The 15,463-nt window shown below is 60.4% G+C and carries 12 protein-coding genes; 8 read left to right on the top strand and 4 right to left on the bottom strand.

Going from position 1 to position 15,463, the window contains the following annotated elements; translation table 11 throughout:
- Nucleotides 1–116 precede the first annotated feature (116 nt).
- A complete protein-coding gene (locus FHL16_RS04175) occupies nucleotides 117–2,210 on the top strand; it encodes a TonB-dependent receptor (RefSeq protein WP_077747520.1) in 2,094 nt (697 codons plus the stop codon).
- Between the two features lie 206 nt (nucleotides 2,211–2,416).
- Here FHL16_RS04175 and FHL16_RS04170 read toward each other — a convergent pair whose 3' ends face one another.
- The 4 genes from FHL16_RS04170 to FHL16_RS04155 all read right to left on the bottom strand — a co-directional run bounded on the left by FHL16_RS04170 (nucleotide 2,417) and on the right by FHL16_RS04155 (nucleotide 8,073).
- Nucleotides 2,417–2,629, bottom strand: a complete 213-nt coding sequence (locus FHL16_RS04170) for a hypothetical protein (RefSeq protein WP_010464685.1) — start codon at nucleotides 2,627–2,629, stop codon at nucleotides 2,417–2,419.
- 245 nt (nucleotides 2,630–2,874) lie between these two features.
- Nucleotides 2,875–3,981 (bottom strand): agmatine deiminase, encoded by a 1,107-nt coding sequence (aguA, locus tag FHL16_RS04165; protein ID WP_077747519.1) that lies wholly within the window; start codon nucleotides 3,979–3,981, stop codon nucleotides 2,875–2,877.
- Nucleotides 3,982–3,985: 4 nt separating this feature from the next.
- The gene (gene aguB, locus FHL16_RS04160; RefSeq protein ID WP_077747518.1) at nucleotides 3,986–4,864 is read right to left on the bottom strand and encodes an N-carbamoylputrescine amidase; all 879 of its coding nucleotides are present in this window, start codon (nucleotides 4,862–4,864) and stop codon (nucleotides 3,986–3,988) included.
- Nucleotides 4,865–5,160: 296 nt separating this feature from the next.
- Entirely contained in the window at nucleotides 5,161–8,073 is a 2,913-nt protein-coding gene (locus FHL16_RS04155) for an aminotransferase (protein WP_077747517.1), read from the bottom strand.
- A 281-nt stretch (nucleotides 8,074–8,354) separates the two neighbouring features.
- Here FHL16_RS04155 and rfbB point away from each other — a divergent pair, with 281 nt between their 5' ends.
- Genes rfbB through FHL16_RS04120 form a run of 7 tightly spaced genes read left to right on the top strand, consistent with a single transcriptional unit; the run spans nucleotide 8,355 to nucleotide 15,449 of the window.
- Complete coding sequence (gene rfbB / locus FHL16_RS04150; protein ID WP_077747516.1) at nucleotides 8,355–9,437, top strand: dTDP-glucose 4,6-dehydratase; 1,083 nt, start codon at nucleotides 8,355–8,357, stop codon at nucleotides 9,435–9,437.
- Entirely contained in the window at nucleotides 9,434–10,309 is an 876-nt protein-coding gene (rfbA, locus tag FHL16_RS04145) for a glucose-1-phosphate thymidylyltransferase RfbA (RefSeq protein WP_077747515.1), read from the top strand. The genes rfbB and rfbA overlap by 4 nt, the downstream gene beginning before the upstream one ends.
- Complete coding sequence (gene rfbC / locus FHL16_RS04140; RefSeq protein ID WP_077747514.1) at nucleotides 10,306–10,851, top strand: dTDP-4-dehydrorhamnose 3,5-epimerase; 546 nt, start codon at nucleotides 10,306–10,308, stop codon at nucleotides 10,849–10,851. The genes rfbA and rfbC overlap by 4 nt, the downstream gene beginning before the upstream one ends.
- Nucleotides 10,848–11,717 (top strand): dTDP-4-dehydrorhamnose reductase, encoded by an 870-nt coding sequence (gene rfbD / locus FHL16_RS04135; RefSeq protein ID WP_010464699.1) that lies wholly within the window; start codon nucleotides 10,848–10,850, stop codon nucleotides 11,715–11,717. Before rfbC ends, rfbD begins: the two co-directional genes overlap by 4 nt.
- 36 nt (nucleotides 11,718–11,753) lie before the next feature.
- Entirely contained in the window at nucleotides 11,754–13,562 is a 1,809-nt protein-coding gene (locus FHL16_RS04130; RefSeq protein WP_010464701.1) for a sensor histidine kinase, read from the top strand.
- Nucleotides 13,559–14,953 (top strand): sigma-54-dependent transcriptional regulator, encoded by a 1,395-nt coding sequence (locus tag FHL16_RS04125; RefSeq protein WP_010464704.1) that lies wholly within the window; start codon nucleotides 13,559–13,561, stop codon nucleotides 14,951–14,953. Before FHL16_RS04130 ends, FHL16_RS04125 begins: the two co-directional genes overlap by 4 nt.
- A gap of 40 nt (nucleotides 14,954–14,993) precedes the next feature.
- On the top strand, nucleotides 14,994–15,449 hold the full coding sequence (locus tag FHL16_RS04120) for a YiiD C-terminal domain-containing protein (RefSeq protein WP_077747513.1): 456 nt from the start codon (nucleotides 14,994–14,996) through the stop codon (nucleotides 15,447–15,449).
- Nucleotides 15,450–15,463 lie beyond the last annotated feature (14 nt).

Genomic DNA, 15,463 nt, shown 5'->3' with positions numbered 1-15,463 from the left:
CGACACAGCTTGAAACAATCGAACAACGAAGCTTTTCAAGAATAATTAACGGAAGTAAATAACAAGCATTACCATTCGCACCCTCGAACTCTTCTACCCTTTCGGATGCGCTTCAGATGCCTGCCCCCTTCCGCCTTATGCCCGCCACCCTTGGGCTTTCTGCTTTTCTATCTGCCGGTTTCACTTGCGCCGCGACCACCGTTTTACCCGAAACCTCGATCAGTGCCGAAGCGGAGGCCGACGATCCGCGAGTAAAGGAAACCAGCACCGCCACCCGGACTGCGACTCCGGTGCGCTACGTGCCACAAGCCATCGACTCGATTAAAACCTCGAACGTCTCGGATTACGGCACCAATGATCTGGGCACTGCATTGAGCGGCATCCCCAACGTCAGCAGCGGTGCAGACACTCGTTTCGACAGCCTGCGTATCCGCGGTTTCGATGCGAGCAACGACTTCTACCTCGATGGCATTCGTGACGACAGCCAATACGTGCGCGACTTGCACAACATCGAGCGTATCGAAGTCCTCAAAGGGCCGGCCGCCGTGTTATACGGGCGTGGCAGCCAGGGCGGAATCGTCAACCGGGTCAGCAAACTGCCCGAGTTCGGCCGCCGTTCGACCATCGAAGCCCAGGGCGGCAGCGATGATTTACGCAGCCTTTATGCCGACCTCAGCACCGATCCGTCCGAGAACATCAGCCTGCGCCTGAACATGGGCAACATGGATCAGAACAGCTTTCGCGAGGGTGTCAGCGGCAACCGCCAACTGTTCGCGCCATCCATGAGCTGGCAATTGACGCCGGACCTGAACTGGTTGGTGCAATACGAATACAGCCGTTACAACCGCACGCCGGATCGCGGTATTCCTGGCGTAAACGGGCGCCCGGCAGACGTAGGACGCGATACGACCTACGGCAGCGAGCACGATTTCATCGACGACAAGTCGCAATCCCTGCGCTCCAAACTCAGCTATGAACTGAGCGACAACTGGCAGCTGCGCCACACCCTGGGCGTGTTCAAGCTCGACAGCGATTTCGACAACACGTACCTGACCGGATACACCCCGGCCACCAACAAGGTCACGCGTCAGCATTGGCAGCAAGACCTGACCACCCGCAATGTCTACAACAACGTCGAACTGGAGGGAGGTTTCGACACCTTCGGCCTGGAGCATCGCCTGCTGACCGGGATCGAGATCGGCAGTCAACGCCGCGATCCGACCCTTTACAACGCGGCCACTTCCGGACCGGGCAGCTCGCCGGTGCCGGCGCTGGACCTGCACAACCCGAATCGCGATCTGCGCCACACCGGCCGCATGCAGGTGTCCAGCGACAACCACACCGAAGTCGAAAGCCGTGCGGTGTACGTGCAGGATCAATTGCGTCTGAACGATCAATGGCAACTGCTGGCCGGTTTGCGCTACGACACGTTCGACATCGAATCGACCAACAAGCTGCGCGACATTTCCGAAGACCGTGACAGCCACAGCACAAGCCCGCGTGTAGGCCTGGTCTGGACGCCGCTGCAGAATCATTCCTTCTATGCCTCCTGGACCAAGACGTTCTCGCCAGTGGGCGGCGGCTTGATCGGCATCACGCCCGGCGCGGCCGGTAACAGCAACGACTTGAGCCCGGAGCTGACCAAGCAGAAGGAAATCGGCGTGAAGAGCGACTGGCTCGACGACCGCCTGAGCACCACCCTGGCAATCTACGAACTGGAACTCTACAACCGCCGCACCAGCGATCCCCTCAACCCGACCGTCACCTTGCTCTCGGGCCTGCAACGTTCCCGCGGGATCGAGCTGACCGGCACCGGTAAAATTGCCGGCAACTGGTACGTGCGCGGTGGCGTGGGCGTACAGGACGCGACGGTCGAGAAGGACAACAACGGCTTTGAAGGCAAACGCATCAGCAACGTGGCCAAGCACAACGGCAGTCTGTTCCTGACCTGGAAACCGGAAATGGGCTGGTATGCGGAAACCGGGTTGACCTTGGTCGGCCAGCGTTACGCCGATAACCTCAACACCGTCGTACTGCCGGGTTATGGCCGTTGGGATGCACTGGCCGGATTCCGGCAGAAGGATTGGGACTTGCGTGCGGCACTGAACAACATCAGCGACAAGACCTATTACTCGTCGGCCACCAGCGCGGCGCAGATTCAACCCGGCGAACCGCGCAGCCTGGTGGTGACGGGGACCTACAGCTTCTAAACACTGCTGATGTGTTCCCACCAATCACCTGTGGGAGCGAGCCTGCTCGCGATGGCGGCGGGTCAGTCAACGTTAATGTGACTGCCAGGCCGCCATCGCGAGCAGGCTCGCTCCTACAATGGTCAGGGTGTAGCTTACAAATCCATCGCCCATAAAAAAGCGCCGCCATCCCGGCAGCGCTCTCATCAATCCTTTGTTTTTTCTTCTTATCCTTCCATCACATCCCACAACGCTTCCAGTTCCGCCTCGCTGAATAAACCAGCGGGGTAGCGCTCGATCATCATCCGGCGCGGATCAGGTTCTCTGATCTGACGCGTTCCATTGGACTTCAACCAGTGCGCCAGGACCTGGAGCGATTCGCTATTAACTGCCAGGGGATGCAACGCCCGCTCTCTCACTACGTTCACTTCGGCGTTCATTTCAGCGCTCTCTCCTGGTTCGTGAGCGGCTAACTTATCCAAGGTTTATGACAGAACATCGAAGTCCTCCCCCTCCCTGTTTCACTCCGTGACAGATACAAGAGCTGTGCCAATGTTTCCCAAGTGTCGACAAGTGGATACAAAGAAGCCCGCAGTCCTTTGGGGCTGCGGGCTTCTGGGTGAAGAGCGGGGATAAACCGGCGTCTTGGTGATTTTTCAGCCGGTTCAGGCTGTTACAACCCCACTCACTCCTTGTGCGGCGCCGGCTGTTGTTGGGTAAGGCAGTGGATGTTACCGCCCCCCAGTAACAGTTCGCGGCCCGGCACCATCACCACTTCATGCTGCGGGAATAGCGCCTGCAGAATCTCTTTCGCAGGACCGTCCAGCGGGTCGTCGAAACTCGGCGCGATAATGCCGCCGTTGACGATCAGGAAGTTCACGTAGGAACCGGCCAGACGCACGCTCGGATTACGCTCCTGAGTCCCGTCCACCGGATCCACGCCGGCACACTCTTCCTCGGTCGCATACAGCGGTCCCGGGATCGGCATCTTGTGCACCGTGAATGGGCGACCCTTGGCATCGGTGCTGCTTTCCAGCACTTTCATTGCCGCCTGGCAGCGCGGGTAGTTCGGGTCCTGCGGATCATCGGTCCAGGCCAGCAATACTTCACCCGGACGCACGTAGCAGCAGAAGTTATCCACATGGCCGTCGGTTTCGTCGTTGAACAGACCGTCCGGCAGCCAGATGATCTTATCCACAGCCAGATGAGCACTGAGCACCGCTTCGATTTCCCCCCGGCTCAGGTGCGGGTTGCGATTGCGGTTGAGCAGGCATTCTTCGGTGGTGATCAGGGTGCCTTCGCCATCGACGTGAATCGAACCGCCCTCGAGCACGAAGCCCTGGGTACGGTAGCGCTGGCTGCGCTCGATCTCGAGGATCTTGCCGCCCACCTGCGAGTCGCGGTTCCACGGCGAGTACAAACCGCCATCGAAACCGCCCCACGAGTTGAAGTCCCAGTTCACACCACGGACTTCGCCACTGTTATTGATGACGAACGTCGGGCCGGTGTCGCGAACCCAGGCGTCGTCGCTGGACATCTCGACCACACGAATATTCGGCACGTCGAGACGGGCACGGGCGTTTTCGTATTGGCCGGCAGAGACCGCCACGGTCACCGGTTCGAAACGGGCGATGGCCTTGGCGACGGCCACGTGCGCGGCTTGCGCGGGTTTGCCGCCCAGGCGCCAGTTGTCCGGGCGCTCCGGCCAGATCATCCAGGTCTGGGTTTGTGGCGCCCACTCGGCGGGCATGTAGAAGCCATCGGCGCGCGGGGTGCTGTTTAAAGTGGTCATGCGATCAGGACTCCAGGGAACCGTCGAGGGTTTTGATCGCATTGTATAGGTTCGGGCGACGATCACGGAACGAACCCCACGCGCTGCGAATGTGCTCCAGCTCGTCGAGGTCGAAGCTCTGGACCAGCACGCCCTCTTCAGTCTTGTCGAGTTCCTGGACCTTCTCGCCGAACTGGTTGGCGATGAACGATGAGCCGTAGAACGTGATGTCGTAGCCGTCCTGTTCTTCGTTACCGATGCGGTTGCTCGCGATCAGCGGCATCAGGTTGGCGCCGGCATGGCCTTGTTGCACGCGCTGCCAGTGGTCGCGGGACGAAATGGTTTTGTCGTGCGGCTCGCTGCCGATGGCGGTCGGGTAGAACAGGATTTCCGCGCCCAGCAACGCCATGCTGCGGGCGCACTCCGGGAACCACTGATCCCAGCAGATGCCGACGCCGATTTTCGCGTAACGGGTGTTCCAGACTTTGAAGCCGGTATCGCCCGGGTTGAAGTAATACTTTTCGTGGTAACCCGGGCCGTCCGGGATGTGGCTTTTACGATAAATCCCGAGGTTGCTGCCGTCGGCATCGATGATCGCGATGCTGTTGAAACGGGCGCGGCCGGCCAGTTCATAGAAGCTGATCGGCAGCACCACTTGCAGTTCCTTGGCGACTTTCCGGAAGTGCTTGATGGCGACGTTGTCTTCAACCGTCGTGGCCAGTTGCAGGTAATCCGGGTTCGGTTTCTGGCAGAAGTACGGCGCCTCGAACAGCTCCTGGATCAGTATGATCTGCGCGCCTTTGGCTGCAGCCTCACGGACCAGCTTCTCAGCGGTCTCGATGTTGGCTTCAAGGTCCCAGGAACAGGCCATCTGGGTGGCGGCGACGGTAACGATACGACTCATGGATCATCTCCGGGCAAGTGCTGATGGGTCGAGTATGGCCTCGACCGATGACAGAAACGGGAAGCAAGGGCGCGATGAGGCACGCCGTGAGCAATGGCGACTTTATAGCCGATAAATATCGACTTTAGAAGCGATTAATACTCCGCCCGTCTTATTTAAAGCACTTAAACTCGATAACAATCGGCTTTTTTGAGACCCCCTTCGCGGGCAAGCCTCGCTCCTACAGGCCATGCGCCAATTTGAAATCGCGCAAATTCTGTAGGAGCGAGGCTTGCCCGCGAAGACGGTATCAAGCCTTACAACCCTTCACCCAACACCTTCGAAAGCATGTCGACAAAGAAATCCACACTCCGGCGCGAGGTCACCATCGGCGGTTTGATCTTCAGTACGTTCAGATAATCCCCTGTCGGCTGCATGAAAATCCCCAACTCCCGCAACCGGTCACACAGCGCCGTGGTTTCTTCGGTCGCCGGTTCCAGGGTCTCGCGGTTGCGGATCAGCTCGACACCCAGATAGAAGCCGGAACCATGCACCGCGCCCACCAACGGATGAATATCGATCAGCGCTTCAAGCCGCTCCTTGAAATACCCCCCCACCACCTGAGCGTTTTCCCAGAGCTTTTCTTCCTCCATCACGTCCAGCACCGCCATGCCGACCTGGCAACTGACTGGGCTGCCACCGGCCGACGAGAAGAAGTAACCCTCGGCCTCCAGCGCCTCGGCGATTTCCCGGCGGGTGATGACCGCGCCCAACGGCTGGCCGTTGCCCATGCCTTTGGCCATCGTGATGATGTCCGGCACCACGCCTTGCTCCTCGAAGCCCCAGAAGAAGTGACCCATGCGCCCGTAGCCGACCTGCACTTCATCGGCGATGCACACACCGCCTTGGGCGCGAACCAACGCATAGACCTGTTTCAGATAACCCGGCGGCAGCGAGATCCCGCCGGCATTGCCGTACACCGGTTCGCAGATGAAACCGGCCAACTGGCGTTTCTGCTCAGCGATTTTCGCCAGGTTGTGTTCGACGCTGCGCACGTAGTCCGGCGCGCTGCCTGGGCCACGGAATTCGCCGCGATAGGTATTCGGCGCGATCACCGGATGCACCCAATCGGGACGGCTGCTCAAGGCTTGCGGGTTGTCGGCAATCGAGGTCGAAACCGCATCCGCGCCCACTGTCCAGCCGTGATAAGCCTCCAGCACGCTGAGCATGTCGCGACCGCCGCTGTAGGCCCATGCCAGACGGATCGCCAAGTCATTGGCCTCGCTGCCGCTGTTGACCAGGAACACCCGGTCCATGCCCTCCGGCGACAGCTTCAGCAGGCGCTCGGAAAACTCGGCCACCGCCGCGTAGTTGAAGCGCGAGTTGGTATTGAGCAACGACCACTGACGGCTGGCAACCGCCGCCATGCGCGGATGACCGTGGCCCAGCACCGCGACGTTGTTGAGCATGTCGAGGTAGGAGCGGCCCTGCATGTCGATCAGGTGATTGCGCCAGCCACGCTCGATGCGCGGCGGGTCGACGTAATAATGCTTCTGCGTGCGCGCGAAACTGGCGTCACGGCGCGCCAGCAACGTCTGCGAATCGAGCTCGGCTTCAGCATCGCAAGCCAGCCCCAGCAGCGCCGCCGGTGACGGGCACAACGCTTGCCAGGCCGGTGCGCGAGACGGCGTGCAAAACAACGGCGCATCGAACGAAGCGCCTCGGCACAACTGCACAATCAACGGCCCGCTGACCGCACCCAGCACCTGACCTTTGACCAGCGCCGCGCCGGTGTGCAGCGACGGCGTCACGCCCCACAACCGCACGCTCAGTTGCGGACCGTCCAGTTGCAACACACCCGCCGCCGGCTGATGGACCACGCCGGCAAACGGCGATTCGACCGCCGTGCCGTTTGGCACTCGCAACTCCACGTGCAACGGGCAGGTGTCGGGTTCGCCTGAGCTATCTGGACGAGTACGGGACAGCCGGTATTGACCATAACGACTGGCCGCCAATCCGTGAGCCGCCGCAGCTTCAGTCAGCAAACGCTGATCAATCCCCTCTTGCTCCCAGTTGCCCGCCTCAAAATGCGGGCTCAGCACACCCAGATCAATCAAGGCAAATTCACGCCCCACCAGGCTCGGCAGCAACGGCGCGAAACCTTCGCTGCCAATGCTCGGCAGTGTCTGGCCGACCGACGTCAGAATCGCCGCTTCCATCAATTCCAGCGGCAGCGACGTGGCCACGCGGAAGATCTCCCACTCGTGGCTCAGGTTGTCGCGGCTGTAATCATTGCCCGGATCGATGCTGACTTGCTGCTCGCCACTGAGCACCAGCACCGCCGCGCGCGCGACGATCAGTGGCCACAGCGCCCGCAGTTCTTCATGGGTGAGCGGATTCACGGCGTGATACGCCTGGACCGCCGGCAAAATATAGAAAGGATCGCCATCGGCGTGATGCAGCAACGCCGCGCAAGTGACCGACAGATCGGTGATGCGCCAGGTACGGATCAGGTCGCCGAAATCGATCACGCCCTGCAACTGCCATTGGCGTTGCGAGTCACGCTGCCAGACCACGTTGTCGTCGGTGATGTCCATGTGAATCGCCTGCACCGGCAGCTTGTCCACCAGCGGCAGCAAATGGCGCTCGGCTCGTTCCGCCGCGTCGGCGATCAACTGGCGTTGCGTGTCGTCCTTGATCACCGGCAGCAAATGGCCGATCAGCGCACTGGCGTGGCGGGCATCCCACTGCAGCGTGCGCTCAAGGCCCGGATGCTCGAAAGCAGCCAGCGCCAGGTCCATTTCGCCGCACAGCCGACCGAAACCGGCCACCACCGGACCGGGCAAATGATCAAGGTGCGTCAGCGACTGGCCTTCGATGTAATCGAGCAGACGCATATGCACGGCCTGCCCCCCGACTTCCAGCGTGAGCAGTTCAGCGCCGTTTATTGCAGGAATCACTCGCGGCACATGCACGCCGGAGTGTTCACCCAACTGCTTGAGTCCGGCATGTTGGGCTTGCAGCTCCAGCGCCGAATAGTCGCCACGGCAGATTTTCAGGACGAAACGCCCGTGATCACTGTCGACCCGAAAATTGAGGTCCTGCTGGCTACCCAGGGCGTGCAACCTTCCACTCAGCCCGTAATGCCCTTCCAGCAGCTCTAGCGCTTGCTCCGCAGACACTTGCGGGCTGGGCAAACTGGCGCGGTGAATCAACGTGGCGAGCGGCATACAACGACCCCTGAAGTTTTATTAGGCGCTTATATCGCCACTGCATCGGTCGAGAATCAACCCCCGAGACTCCTTGCCCCTGGCAAACACCTGATCATACCTTCGACAAACCACATGCCAGACGGGGTAACGCATAAAAAAAGGCTAGGCCGTACGTCGATTACCCGTCAATAGGAGGCTGCAAAGTCAATTTACGACAACAACCCTCTTGCACCACCCCTCGGCTGCCGACAAGCTATGCTCCATTCGCTTTATTGTCTTACGGAAAAAGGCTAACCAACATGCGTATTCTCATCACCGGCGGCGCCGGTTTCATTGGCTCTGCCCTGATTCGCCATCTGATTCGGAACACCGAACACGAAGTGCTCAACCTGGACAAACTGACCTACGCCGGCAATCTCGAGTCGCTGACCAGCATTGCCACCGACACCCGCTACGAATTCGTCCAGGCCGATATCGTCGACCAGGCCACCGTCAGTGCGGTACTGGCACGTTTCCAGCCTCACGCGATCATGCACCTGGCGGCAGAATCCCATGTCGACCGTTCTATTGACGGTCCGTCGGACTTCATCCAGACCAATATCGTCGGCACCTACAGCCTGCTCGAGGCCACTCGCGCCTACTGGCAGACGCTGGCCGAGCCGGAAAAAAGCGCCTTCCGCTTCCATCACATCTCCACCGACGAGGTCTACGGCGACCTGCATGGCGTCGACGATCTGTTCACCGAAACCACGCCTTACGCGCCCAGCTCACCCTATTCGGCCAGCAAAGCGGCGTCCGACCATCTGGTCCGCGCCTGGCAGCGCACCTACGGCTTGCCGGTGTTGCTGACCAATTGCTCGAACAACTACGGGCCGTTCCACTTCCCCGAAAAGCTGATTCCGCTGGTGATCCTCAACGCCTTGGCCGGCAAGCCTTTGCCTGTCTACGGTAACGGCCTGCAAGTGCGCGACTGGCTGTTTGTCGAGGATCACGCCCGGGCGCTGCTCAAAGTGGTCACCGAAGGCGTGGTCGGCGAGACCTACAACATTGGCGGTCACAACGAGCAAAAGAACATCGACGTGGTGCGTGGTATCTGCGCGCTGCTCGAAGAGTTGGCACCGAACAAGCCTGAAGGCGTGGCGCATTTCGCTGACCTTATTACCTTCGTCCAGGACCGTCCGGGCCACGACCTGCGCTACGCCATCGACGCGAGCAAGATCGAGCGCGAACTGGGCTGGGTGCCCGAAGAAACCTTCGAAACCGGCCTGCGCAAAACCGTTCAGTGGTACCTCGATAACCTGGAATGGTGCCGTCGCGTTCAGGATGGCAGTTATCAGGGTGAACGCCTGGGTGCCATCAATACCAAGGAGCTGCTCGCATGATGAAAGGCATCGTTTTGGCCGGTGGCTCCGGCACGCGTCTGCACCCGATCACGCTTGGCGTCTCCAAGCAGCTGTTGCCGGTGTACGACAAACCGATGATCTACTACCCGATCTCGGTCCTGATGCTGGCCGGCATTAAAGATATTTTGCTGATATCCACGCCTCAGGATTTGCCGCAATACCGCAACCTGCTGGGTGACGGCAGTCAATTCGGCGTCAACTTCAGCTACGCCGAACAGCCGTCGCCGGACGGACTGGCTCAGGCCTTCCTGATTGGTGAAGAGTTCATTGGTGACGATCCGGTCTGCTTGATTCTGGGTGACAACATTTTCCATGGTCAACATTTTGGCGAGCAGTTACAGAGCGCAGTAAAGCAAGTCAGTGGTGCGACAGTGTTTGGTTATTGGGTCAAGGACCCGGAACGCTTCGGTGTTATCGATTTCGACAGCGATGGGCGCGCTTTGTCGATCGAAGAAAAACCGACAAAGCCAAAATCGAGCTATGCGGTAACCGGACTGTATTTCTACGATAACGATGTCATCAAGATTGCCAAAGCGGTCAAACCCTCTCCTCGAGGCGAACTTGAAATAACCGACGTCAACAATTGCTATCTGCAACGTGGCGACCTACAGGTCGAGCGCTTTGGTCGTGGCTTCGCCTGGCTCGACACCGGTACTCACGACAGCCTTCTCGAAGCCTCACAGTACGTACAAACCATCGAGCATCGCCAAGGATTGAAGGTCGCCTGCCTCGAAGAAATTGCTTACCAGAATGGCTGGATCAGTCGCGAATACCTGCTTGATCGTGCCCAATACTTTGGCAAAACCGGCTACGGCCAATATCTGTTCAAGATTGCCGGAGAAATACAATGAATGTCACGCAGACTGATTTACCCGGCGTTCTGATTATTGAGCCTAAAATCTTTGGTGATGAGCGCGGTTTTTTTTATGAAAGCTTCAATGCCCGGGCGTTCGAGCAAGCCACGGGCCTGAAAAAGGCATTCGTTCAGGACAACCATTCGCGCTCTCGCAAAGGTGTGCTCCGTGGCTTGCACTATCAACTGGAACATACTCAGGGAAAGCTTGTACGGGTAACGGCCGGTGAAGTGCTTGATGTTGCGGTGGATATCCGTCGCAGCTCACCGAATTTCGGTCGCTGGGCCAGCGTGCGATTGTCCGCCAAAAACAATCGTCAACTGTGGATCCCCGAGGGTTTCGCCCACGGATTCATGGTTCTGAGCGAGTACGCCGAGTTTCTCTACAAAACCACTGACTATTACGAACCGACCGCCGAACGTTGCATTCGCTGGAACGATCCGACACTGGCTATCAACTGGGAACTGGAAGACGCACCACAGTTGTCGGATAAGGATCAGCACGGCAAGAGCTGGCAAGAGGCTGATCTGTTTCCATGAAAATTCTTATCTGCGGTCAGCACGGTCAGGTTTCGCGTGAGTTGCAGCTTCGCCTGGGTGCTGTTGGCGAATGGGTTGTTTTGGGTCGCGATCAGCTCGATCTGGCTCAGCCGCAACAGATTCGTCAGCAAGTGCAGCGCGTTCGCCCGGACCTGATCATCAACGCCGCCGCTCACACCGCGGTCGATCAAGCTGAAAGCGAGCCGGAGTTGGCGTTTGCCATCAACGCGACCGGGCCGGGTATTTTGGCCGAAGAAGCGTCGGCGCTGGGTATCCCGCTGATTCACTACTCCACCGATTATGTCTTCGACGGCAGCAAAGCCGAGCCTTACAACGAAGCCGATTTGCCCAACCCGCTCGGCGTTTACGGCAAGAGCAAGCTGGCCGGCGAGCAAGCGATCAGCGCGGTACAAGGCCAGCACCTGATCCTGCGCACCAGTTGGGTCTACTCGACCCACGGTCGTAATTTCCTGCTGACCATGCAACGCCTGCTGCAAGAAAAGCCGGAGATGCGCATTGTCGCCGACCAGATCGGCGCGCCCACCTGGGCCGGCACGATCGCCAGCAGCACCGTCGCACTGATCGAACGCTGGCAAGCGGGACAGGCCGGGGCCTGGGGCACGTATCACTTGACCGCTCAGGGTGAGACTTCCTGGTTCGGTTTCGCCCAAGCCATCGGCCAGGCACTGCGGGATCAGGGCAAGCCTTGCGCAAACCTGCTGCCGATCCCCTCCAGCGACTATCCGACGCCGGCCGCCCGGCCATTGAACTCGCGCCTGGATTGCAGCCGCCTGCAACGCGAATGGGGCGTCAGTCAGCCTGACTGGCAAACCGCGCTGCGCGAGTGTCTTGACGAGCAAGCCTAGGCATAATGCGCCTGTACCCACAGGCGCCCGATGCTCATGACTCCGACCCTTCCCCGCAGACCCCGCTGGCGCAGCCTCGCACTGCTTGCGCTGTGCCTGGCGCCGTTGCTGTGGCCGCTGGAGCATCTGGCCGAGCGTTACTACCGCAGCGAGCTGGCCGGGCAGAACCGTCAGACCCTCGACCTTTACGTTGCCAACCTGCTGGGCACGCTGCACCGTTATGAAGTGTTGCCGCAGATCCTCGGCGACCTGCCGGCCCTGCGCGCGGTGCTCGGGGCGCCGGATGACAGCGTCACCCAAGGCAATGCCAATCGCCTGTTGAAAAACATCAGCGCCCAGACCGGCGCCGAAGTCATGTACCTGATGGACACCACGGGCAAGACCCTGGCCGCATCGAACTGGGACAAACACGACAGTTTCGTCGGCCGCAATTTTTCCTTCCGTCCGTATTTCAGCGAAGCCATGGCCGGGCGGCTCGGGCGCTTTTTCGGCTTAGGCACCACGTCAGCCAAGCGCGGCTATTTCTTCGCCGCCGCCGTGCGCAACGGCGAGAAAATCATCGGCGTACTGGTGGTCAAGGTCGACCTGGACCACACCGAAAGCCTGTGGGGTAAAACCCCGGAACAACTGCTGCTGACCGACCATAACGGTGTGGTCATCCTCACGTCGCGGCCTGAGTGGCGATTCCGCTCGACCCGGCCATTGAGCGAAGAAGAAAGCAAAGCGATCACTGCGATCCAGCCGTACCCGACCCGAGATCCGAAACCATTGAGGCTCAACCCCAACGCCTGGCTGACTCAAACCCAGCAGATCGCCGAAACCGGCTGGAACGTCAGCATCCTCGCCCCCCGCACCCTGATCGACCGCCCGGTGCGTACCGTTGTCGCCATTGGCGGCGCGACGTTGCTGGTCTTGATGTTGCTGCTCGGCCTGATGATGCAGCGCCGCCGCCATTACCTCGAACGCATCGCCTTCGAAGCCAAGGCGCGGCGCGAGCTGGAAGGCCGGGTCGCCGAGCGGACCAGTGACCTCGAAGGCCTCAACCGTCGATTGAAACAGGAAGTGCTGGAGCGCGAACATGCCCAGCAGGAACTTGTGCGCGCCCAGGACGACTTGGTGCAGGCCGGCAAGTTGTCGGCGCTGGGGACGATGTCGGCGAGCATCAGCCACGAATTGAATCAACCGTTGGCCGCCATTCGCAGCTACGCGGAAAACGCCGAAGTGCTGCTCGATCATCAACGCACCGACGATGCCCGCGGCAACCTCAAGCTGATCAGCGAACTGACCGGACGCATGGCGTCGATCATTGCTCATTTGCGCGCCTTCGCCCGGCGCGATCGCCATGCGCCGGAAAGTGTCGCCCTGCAACCAGCGCTGGATGACGCCCTGGCGTTGCTGGCCAAGCGTCGGAGAAGCATGGAAGTCGAACTGATCCGCGATTTGCCGGCGGCCACGTTGTGGGTCGAGGCCGGGGAAACCCGTCTGCGCCAGGTACTCGGCAACCTGTTGGCCAACGCGCTGGACGCGCTGACCGAAAAAGGCCCGCCGCGTAAACTCTGGTTGAGTGCCCAATCCACCGCGGACGGCGTCACGCTGTACATTCGCGACAACGGCCCCGGCTTCTGCATGGAAGCCCTTGGTCGCGCCAGCGAGCCCTTCTACACCACCAAGACCCGCACCCAGGGGCTTGGCCTGGGGTTGGCGATTTGCGAAACCCTGATGCGCGCCTTCGGCGGTGAACTGTCGTTCGCCAACCACAAGGAAGGCGGCGCCCTGATTACCCTGAAGTTGCGCGCAGGCGCACCGGGTGTGAGCCTGCAACCGTCCGAGGACCGAAGTGCATGACCATCGATAACCGTGTCCAGGTCGTGCTGATCGACGACGATCCCCACCTGCGTCAAGCTTTGAGCCAGACGCTGGACCTGGCGGGCCTGAAAATCCTGCCACTGGCCGAAGCCAAGGGCCTGGCCGGGCAACTGGAGCGCGACTGGCCCGGCGTGGTGGTCAGCGACATCCGCATGCCGGGCATGGACGGCCTCGAACTGCTGACCGAACTGCATGCCCAGGACCCTGAGTTGCCCGTGTTGCTGATCACCGGCCACGGCGATGTGCCGCTGGCCGTGCAAGCGATGCGCGCCGGGGCGTATGACTTCCTGGAAAAACCCTTCGCCAGCGACGCGCTGCTGGACAGCGTTCGCCGCGCCTTGGCCCTGCGCCGACTGGTTCTGGATAACCGCAGCCTGCGTCTGGCCCTGAGCGATCGCAATGAACTGAGCACCCGACTGGTCGGGCAATCGGCGCCGATGCTGCGCTTGCGCGAGCAAATTGGTGCGCTGGCGGCAACTAAGGCTGACGTGCTGATTCTTGGCGAAACCGGTGCCGGCAAAGAAGTCGTGGCCCGGGCGCTGCACGATTTGTCGAGCCGCCGTAGCGGTCCGTTTGTAGCGATCAACGCCGGGGCCTTGGCTGAGTCGGTGGTGGAAAGCGAGCTGTTCGGTCACGAGCCGGGGGCCTTCACCGGCGCGCAAAAGCGCCGCATCGGCAAGTTCGAGTTCGCCAACGGCGGCACGCTGTTCCTCGATGAAATCGAAAGCATGAGCCTGGATGTGCAGGTGAAACTGCTGCGCTTGCTTCAGGAGCGCGTGGTCGAGCGTTTGGGCGGCAATCAACTGATCCCGTTGGACATCCGCATCATCGCCGCGACCAAGGAAGACCTGCGTCAATCCGCCGATCAAGGGCGCTTCCGGGCCGACTTGTATTACCGCCTGAACGTCGCGCCGCTGCGTATTCCGCCGCTGCGTGAACGCGGCGAAGACGCGCTGGTGCTGTTCCAGTATTTCGCCGACGAAGCCAGCGCCCGCCATGGCTTGCCGCCCCATGAACTGCAACCGGGGCAACGCGCCCTGCTGCTGCGCCACACCTGGCCGGGCAACGTGCGTGAACTGCAAAACGCCGCCGAACGTTTTGCCCTGGGCCTGGAACTGGCCTTGGACAACAACACACCGGAGGGCGCTGCCGGCATGACCGTAGAAGTGGTCAGCGGCGGCCTGAGCGAGCAAGTGGAAAACTTCGAGAAATCGTTGATTGCCGCCGAACTGGCGCGCTCTCACAGCTCGGTGCGCAGCCTCGCCGAGGCCCTCGGCATTCCGCGCAAGACTCTGCACGACAAACTGCGCAAGCACGGCCTGAACTTCGCCGACGGCGGCGCCAGTAGCCACACCGACGAACTCGATTGAGCTACCGTCCCATCATCATCTTTAAAAAAGAGACCCGTGAATGAGCCGCGACAGTCGTCACCTGGAATCAGTCCTCCACCGCGATATTCCGTTGACCCGGGACATGGGCCTCAAAGTGCTCGACTGGCACGACCAGCAACTGCGACTGCACTTGCCGCTGGATGCCAACGTCAATCACAAAAGCACCATGTTCGGCGGCAGCCTGTACTGCGGCGCGGTGCTGGCAGGTTGGGGCTGGCTGCATTTGCGCTTGCACGAAGAAGGGATTGAAGGCGGGCACATTGTGATTCAGGAAGGGCACATCACTTATCCGCTGCCGGTGACCATGGACGCGATTGCGATTTGCCAGGCGCCGAGCGTGGTGGTGTGGAAGAAGTTTCTGGCGATGTATCAGCGCTATGGACGGGCGCGGCTGACGTTGCATTCGCGGATCGTCAATGCCGATAGTGATGAGGATGCGGTGAGGTTTACCGGGCAGTACGTCTTGCACCGGTAAAGACACAAAACCTG

The sequence above is a fragment of the Pseudomonas sp. FSL W5-0299 genome, assembly GCF_005930655.1.
GTDB lineage: Bacteria > Pseudomonadota > Gammaproteobacteria > Pseudomonadales > Pseudomonadaceae > Aquipseudomonas > Aquipseudomonas mandelii.
This window is presented reverse-complemented; position numbering and strand designations above follow the sequence as displayed.

Coding starts and splice junctions, on each gene's coding strand:
- FHL16_RS04175 (WP_077747520.1), top strand. CDS start 117: ATGCCTGCCCCCTTCCGCCTTATGCCCGCCACCCTTGGGCTTTCTGCT.
- FHL16_RS04170 (WP_010464685.1), bottom strand. CDS start 2,629: ATGAACGCCGAAGTGAACGTAGTGAGAGAGCGGGCGTTGCATCCCCTG.
- aguA (WP_077747519.1), bottom strand. CDS start 3,981: ATGACCACTTTAAACAGCACCCCGCGCGCCGATGGCTTCTACATGCCC.
- aguB (WP_077747518.1), bottom strand. CDS start 4,864: ATGAGTCGTATCGTTACCGTCGCCGCCACCCAGATGGCCTGTTCCTGG.
- FHL16_RS04155 (WP_077747517.1), bottom strand. CDS start 8,073: ATGCCGCTCGCCACGTTGATTCACCGCGCCAGTTTGCCCAGCCCGCAA.
- rfbB (WP_077747516.1), top strand. CDS start 8,355: ATGCGTATTCTCATCACCGGCGGCGCCGGTTTCATTGGCTCTGCCCTG.
- rfbA (WP_077747515.1), top strand. CDS start 9,434: ATGATGAAAGGCATCGTTTTGGCCGGTGGCTCCGGCACGCGTCTGCAC.
- rfbC (WP_077747514.1), top strand. CDS start 10,306: ATGAATGTCACGCAGACTGATTTACCCGGCGTTCTGATTATTGAGCCT.
- rfbD (WP_010464699.1), top strand. CDS start 10,848: ATGAAAATTCTTATCTGCGGTCAGCACGGTCAGGTTTCGCGTGAGTTG.
- FHL16_RS04130 (WP_010464701.1), top strand. CDS start 11,754: ATGACTCCGACCCTTCCCCGCAGACCCCGCTGGCGCAGCCTCGCACTG.
- FHL16_RS04125 (WP_010464704.1), top strand. CDS start 13,559: ATGACCATCGATAACCGTGTCCAGGTCGTGCTGATCGACGACGATCCC.
- FHL16_RS04120 (WP_077747513.1), top strand. CDS start 14,994: ATGAGCCGCGACAGTCGTCACCTGGAATCAGTCCTCCACCGCGATATT.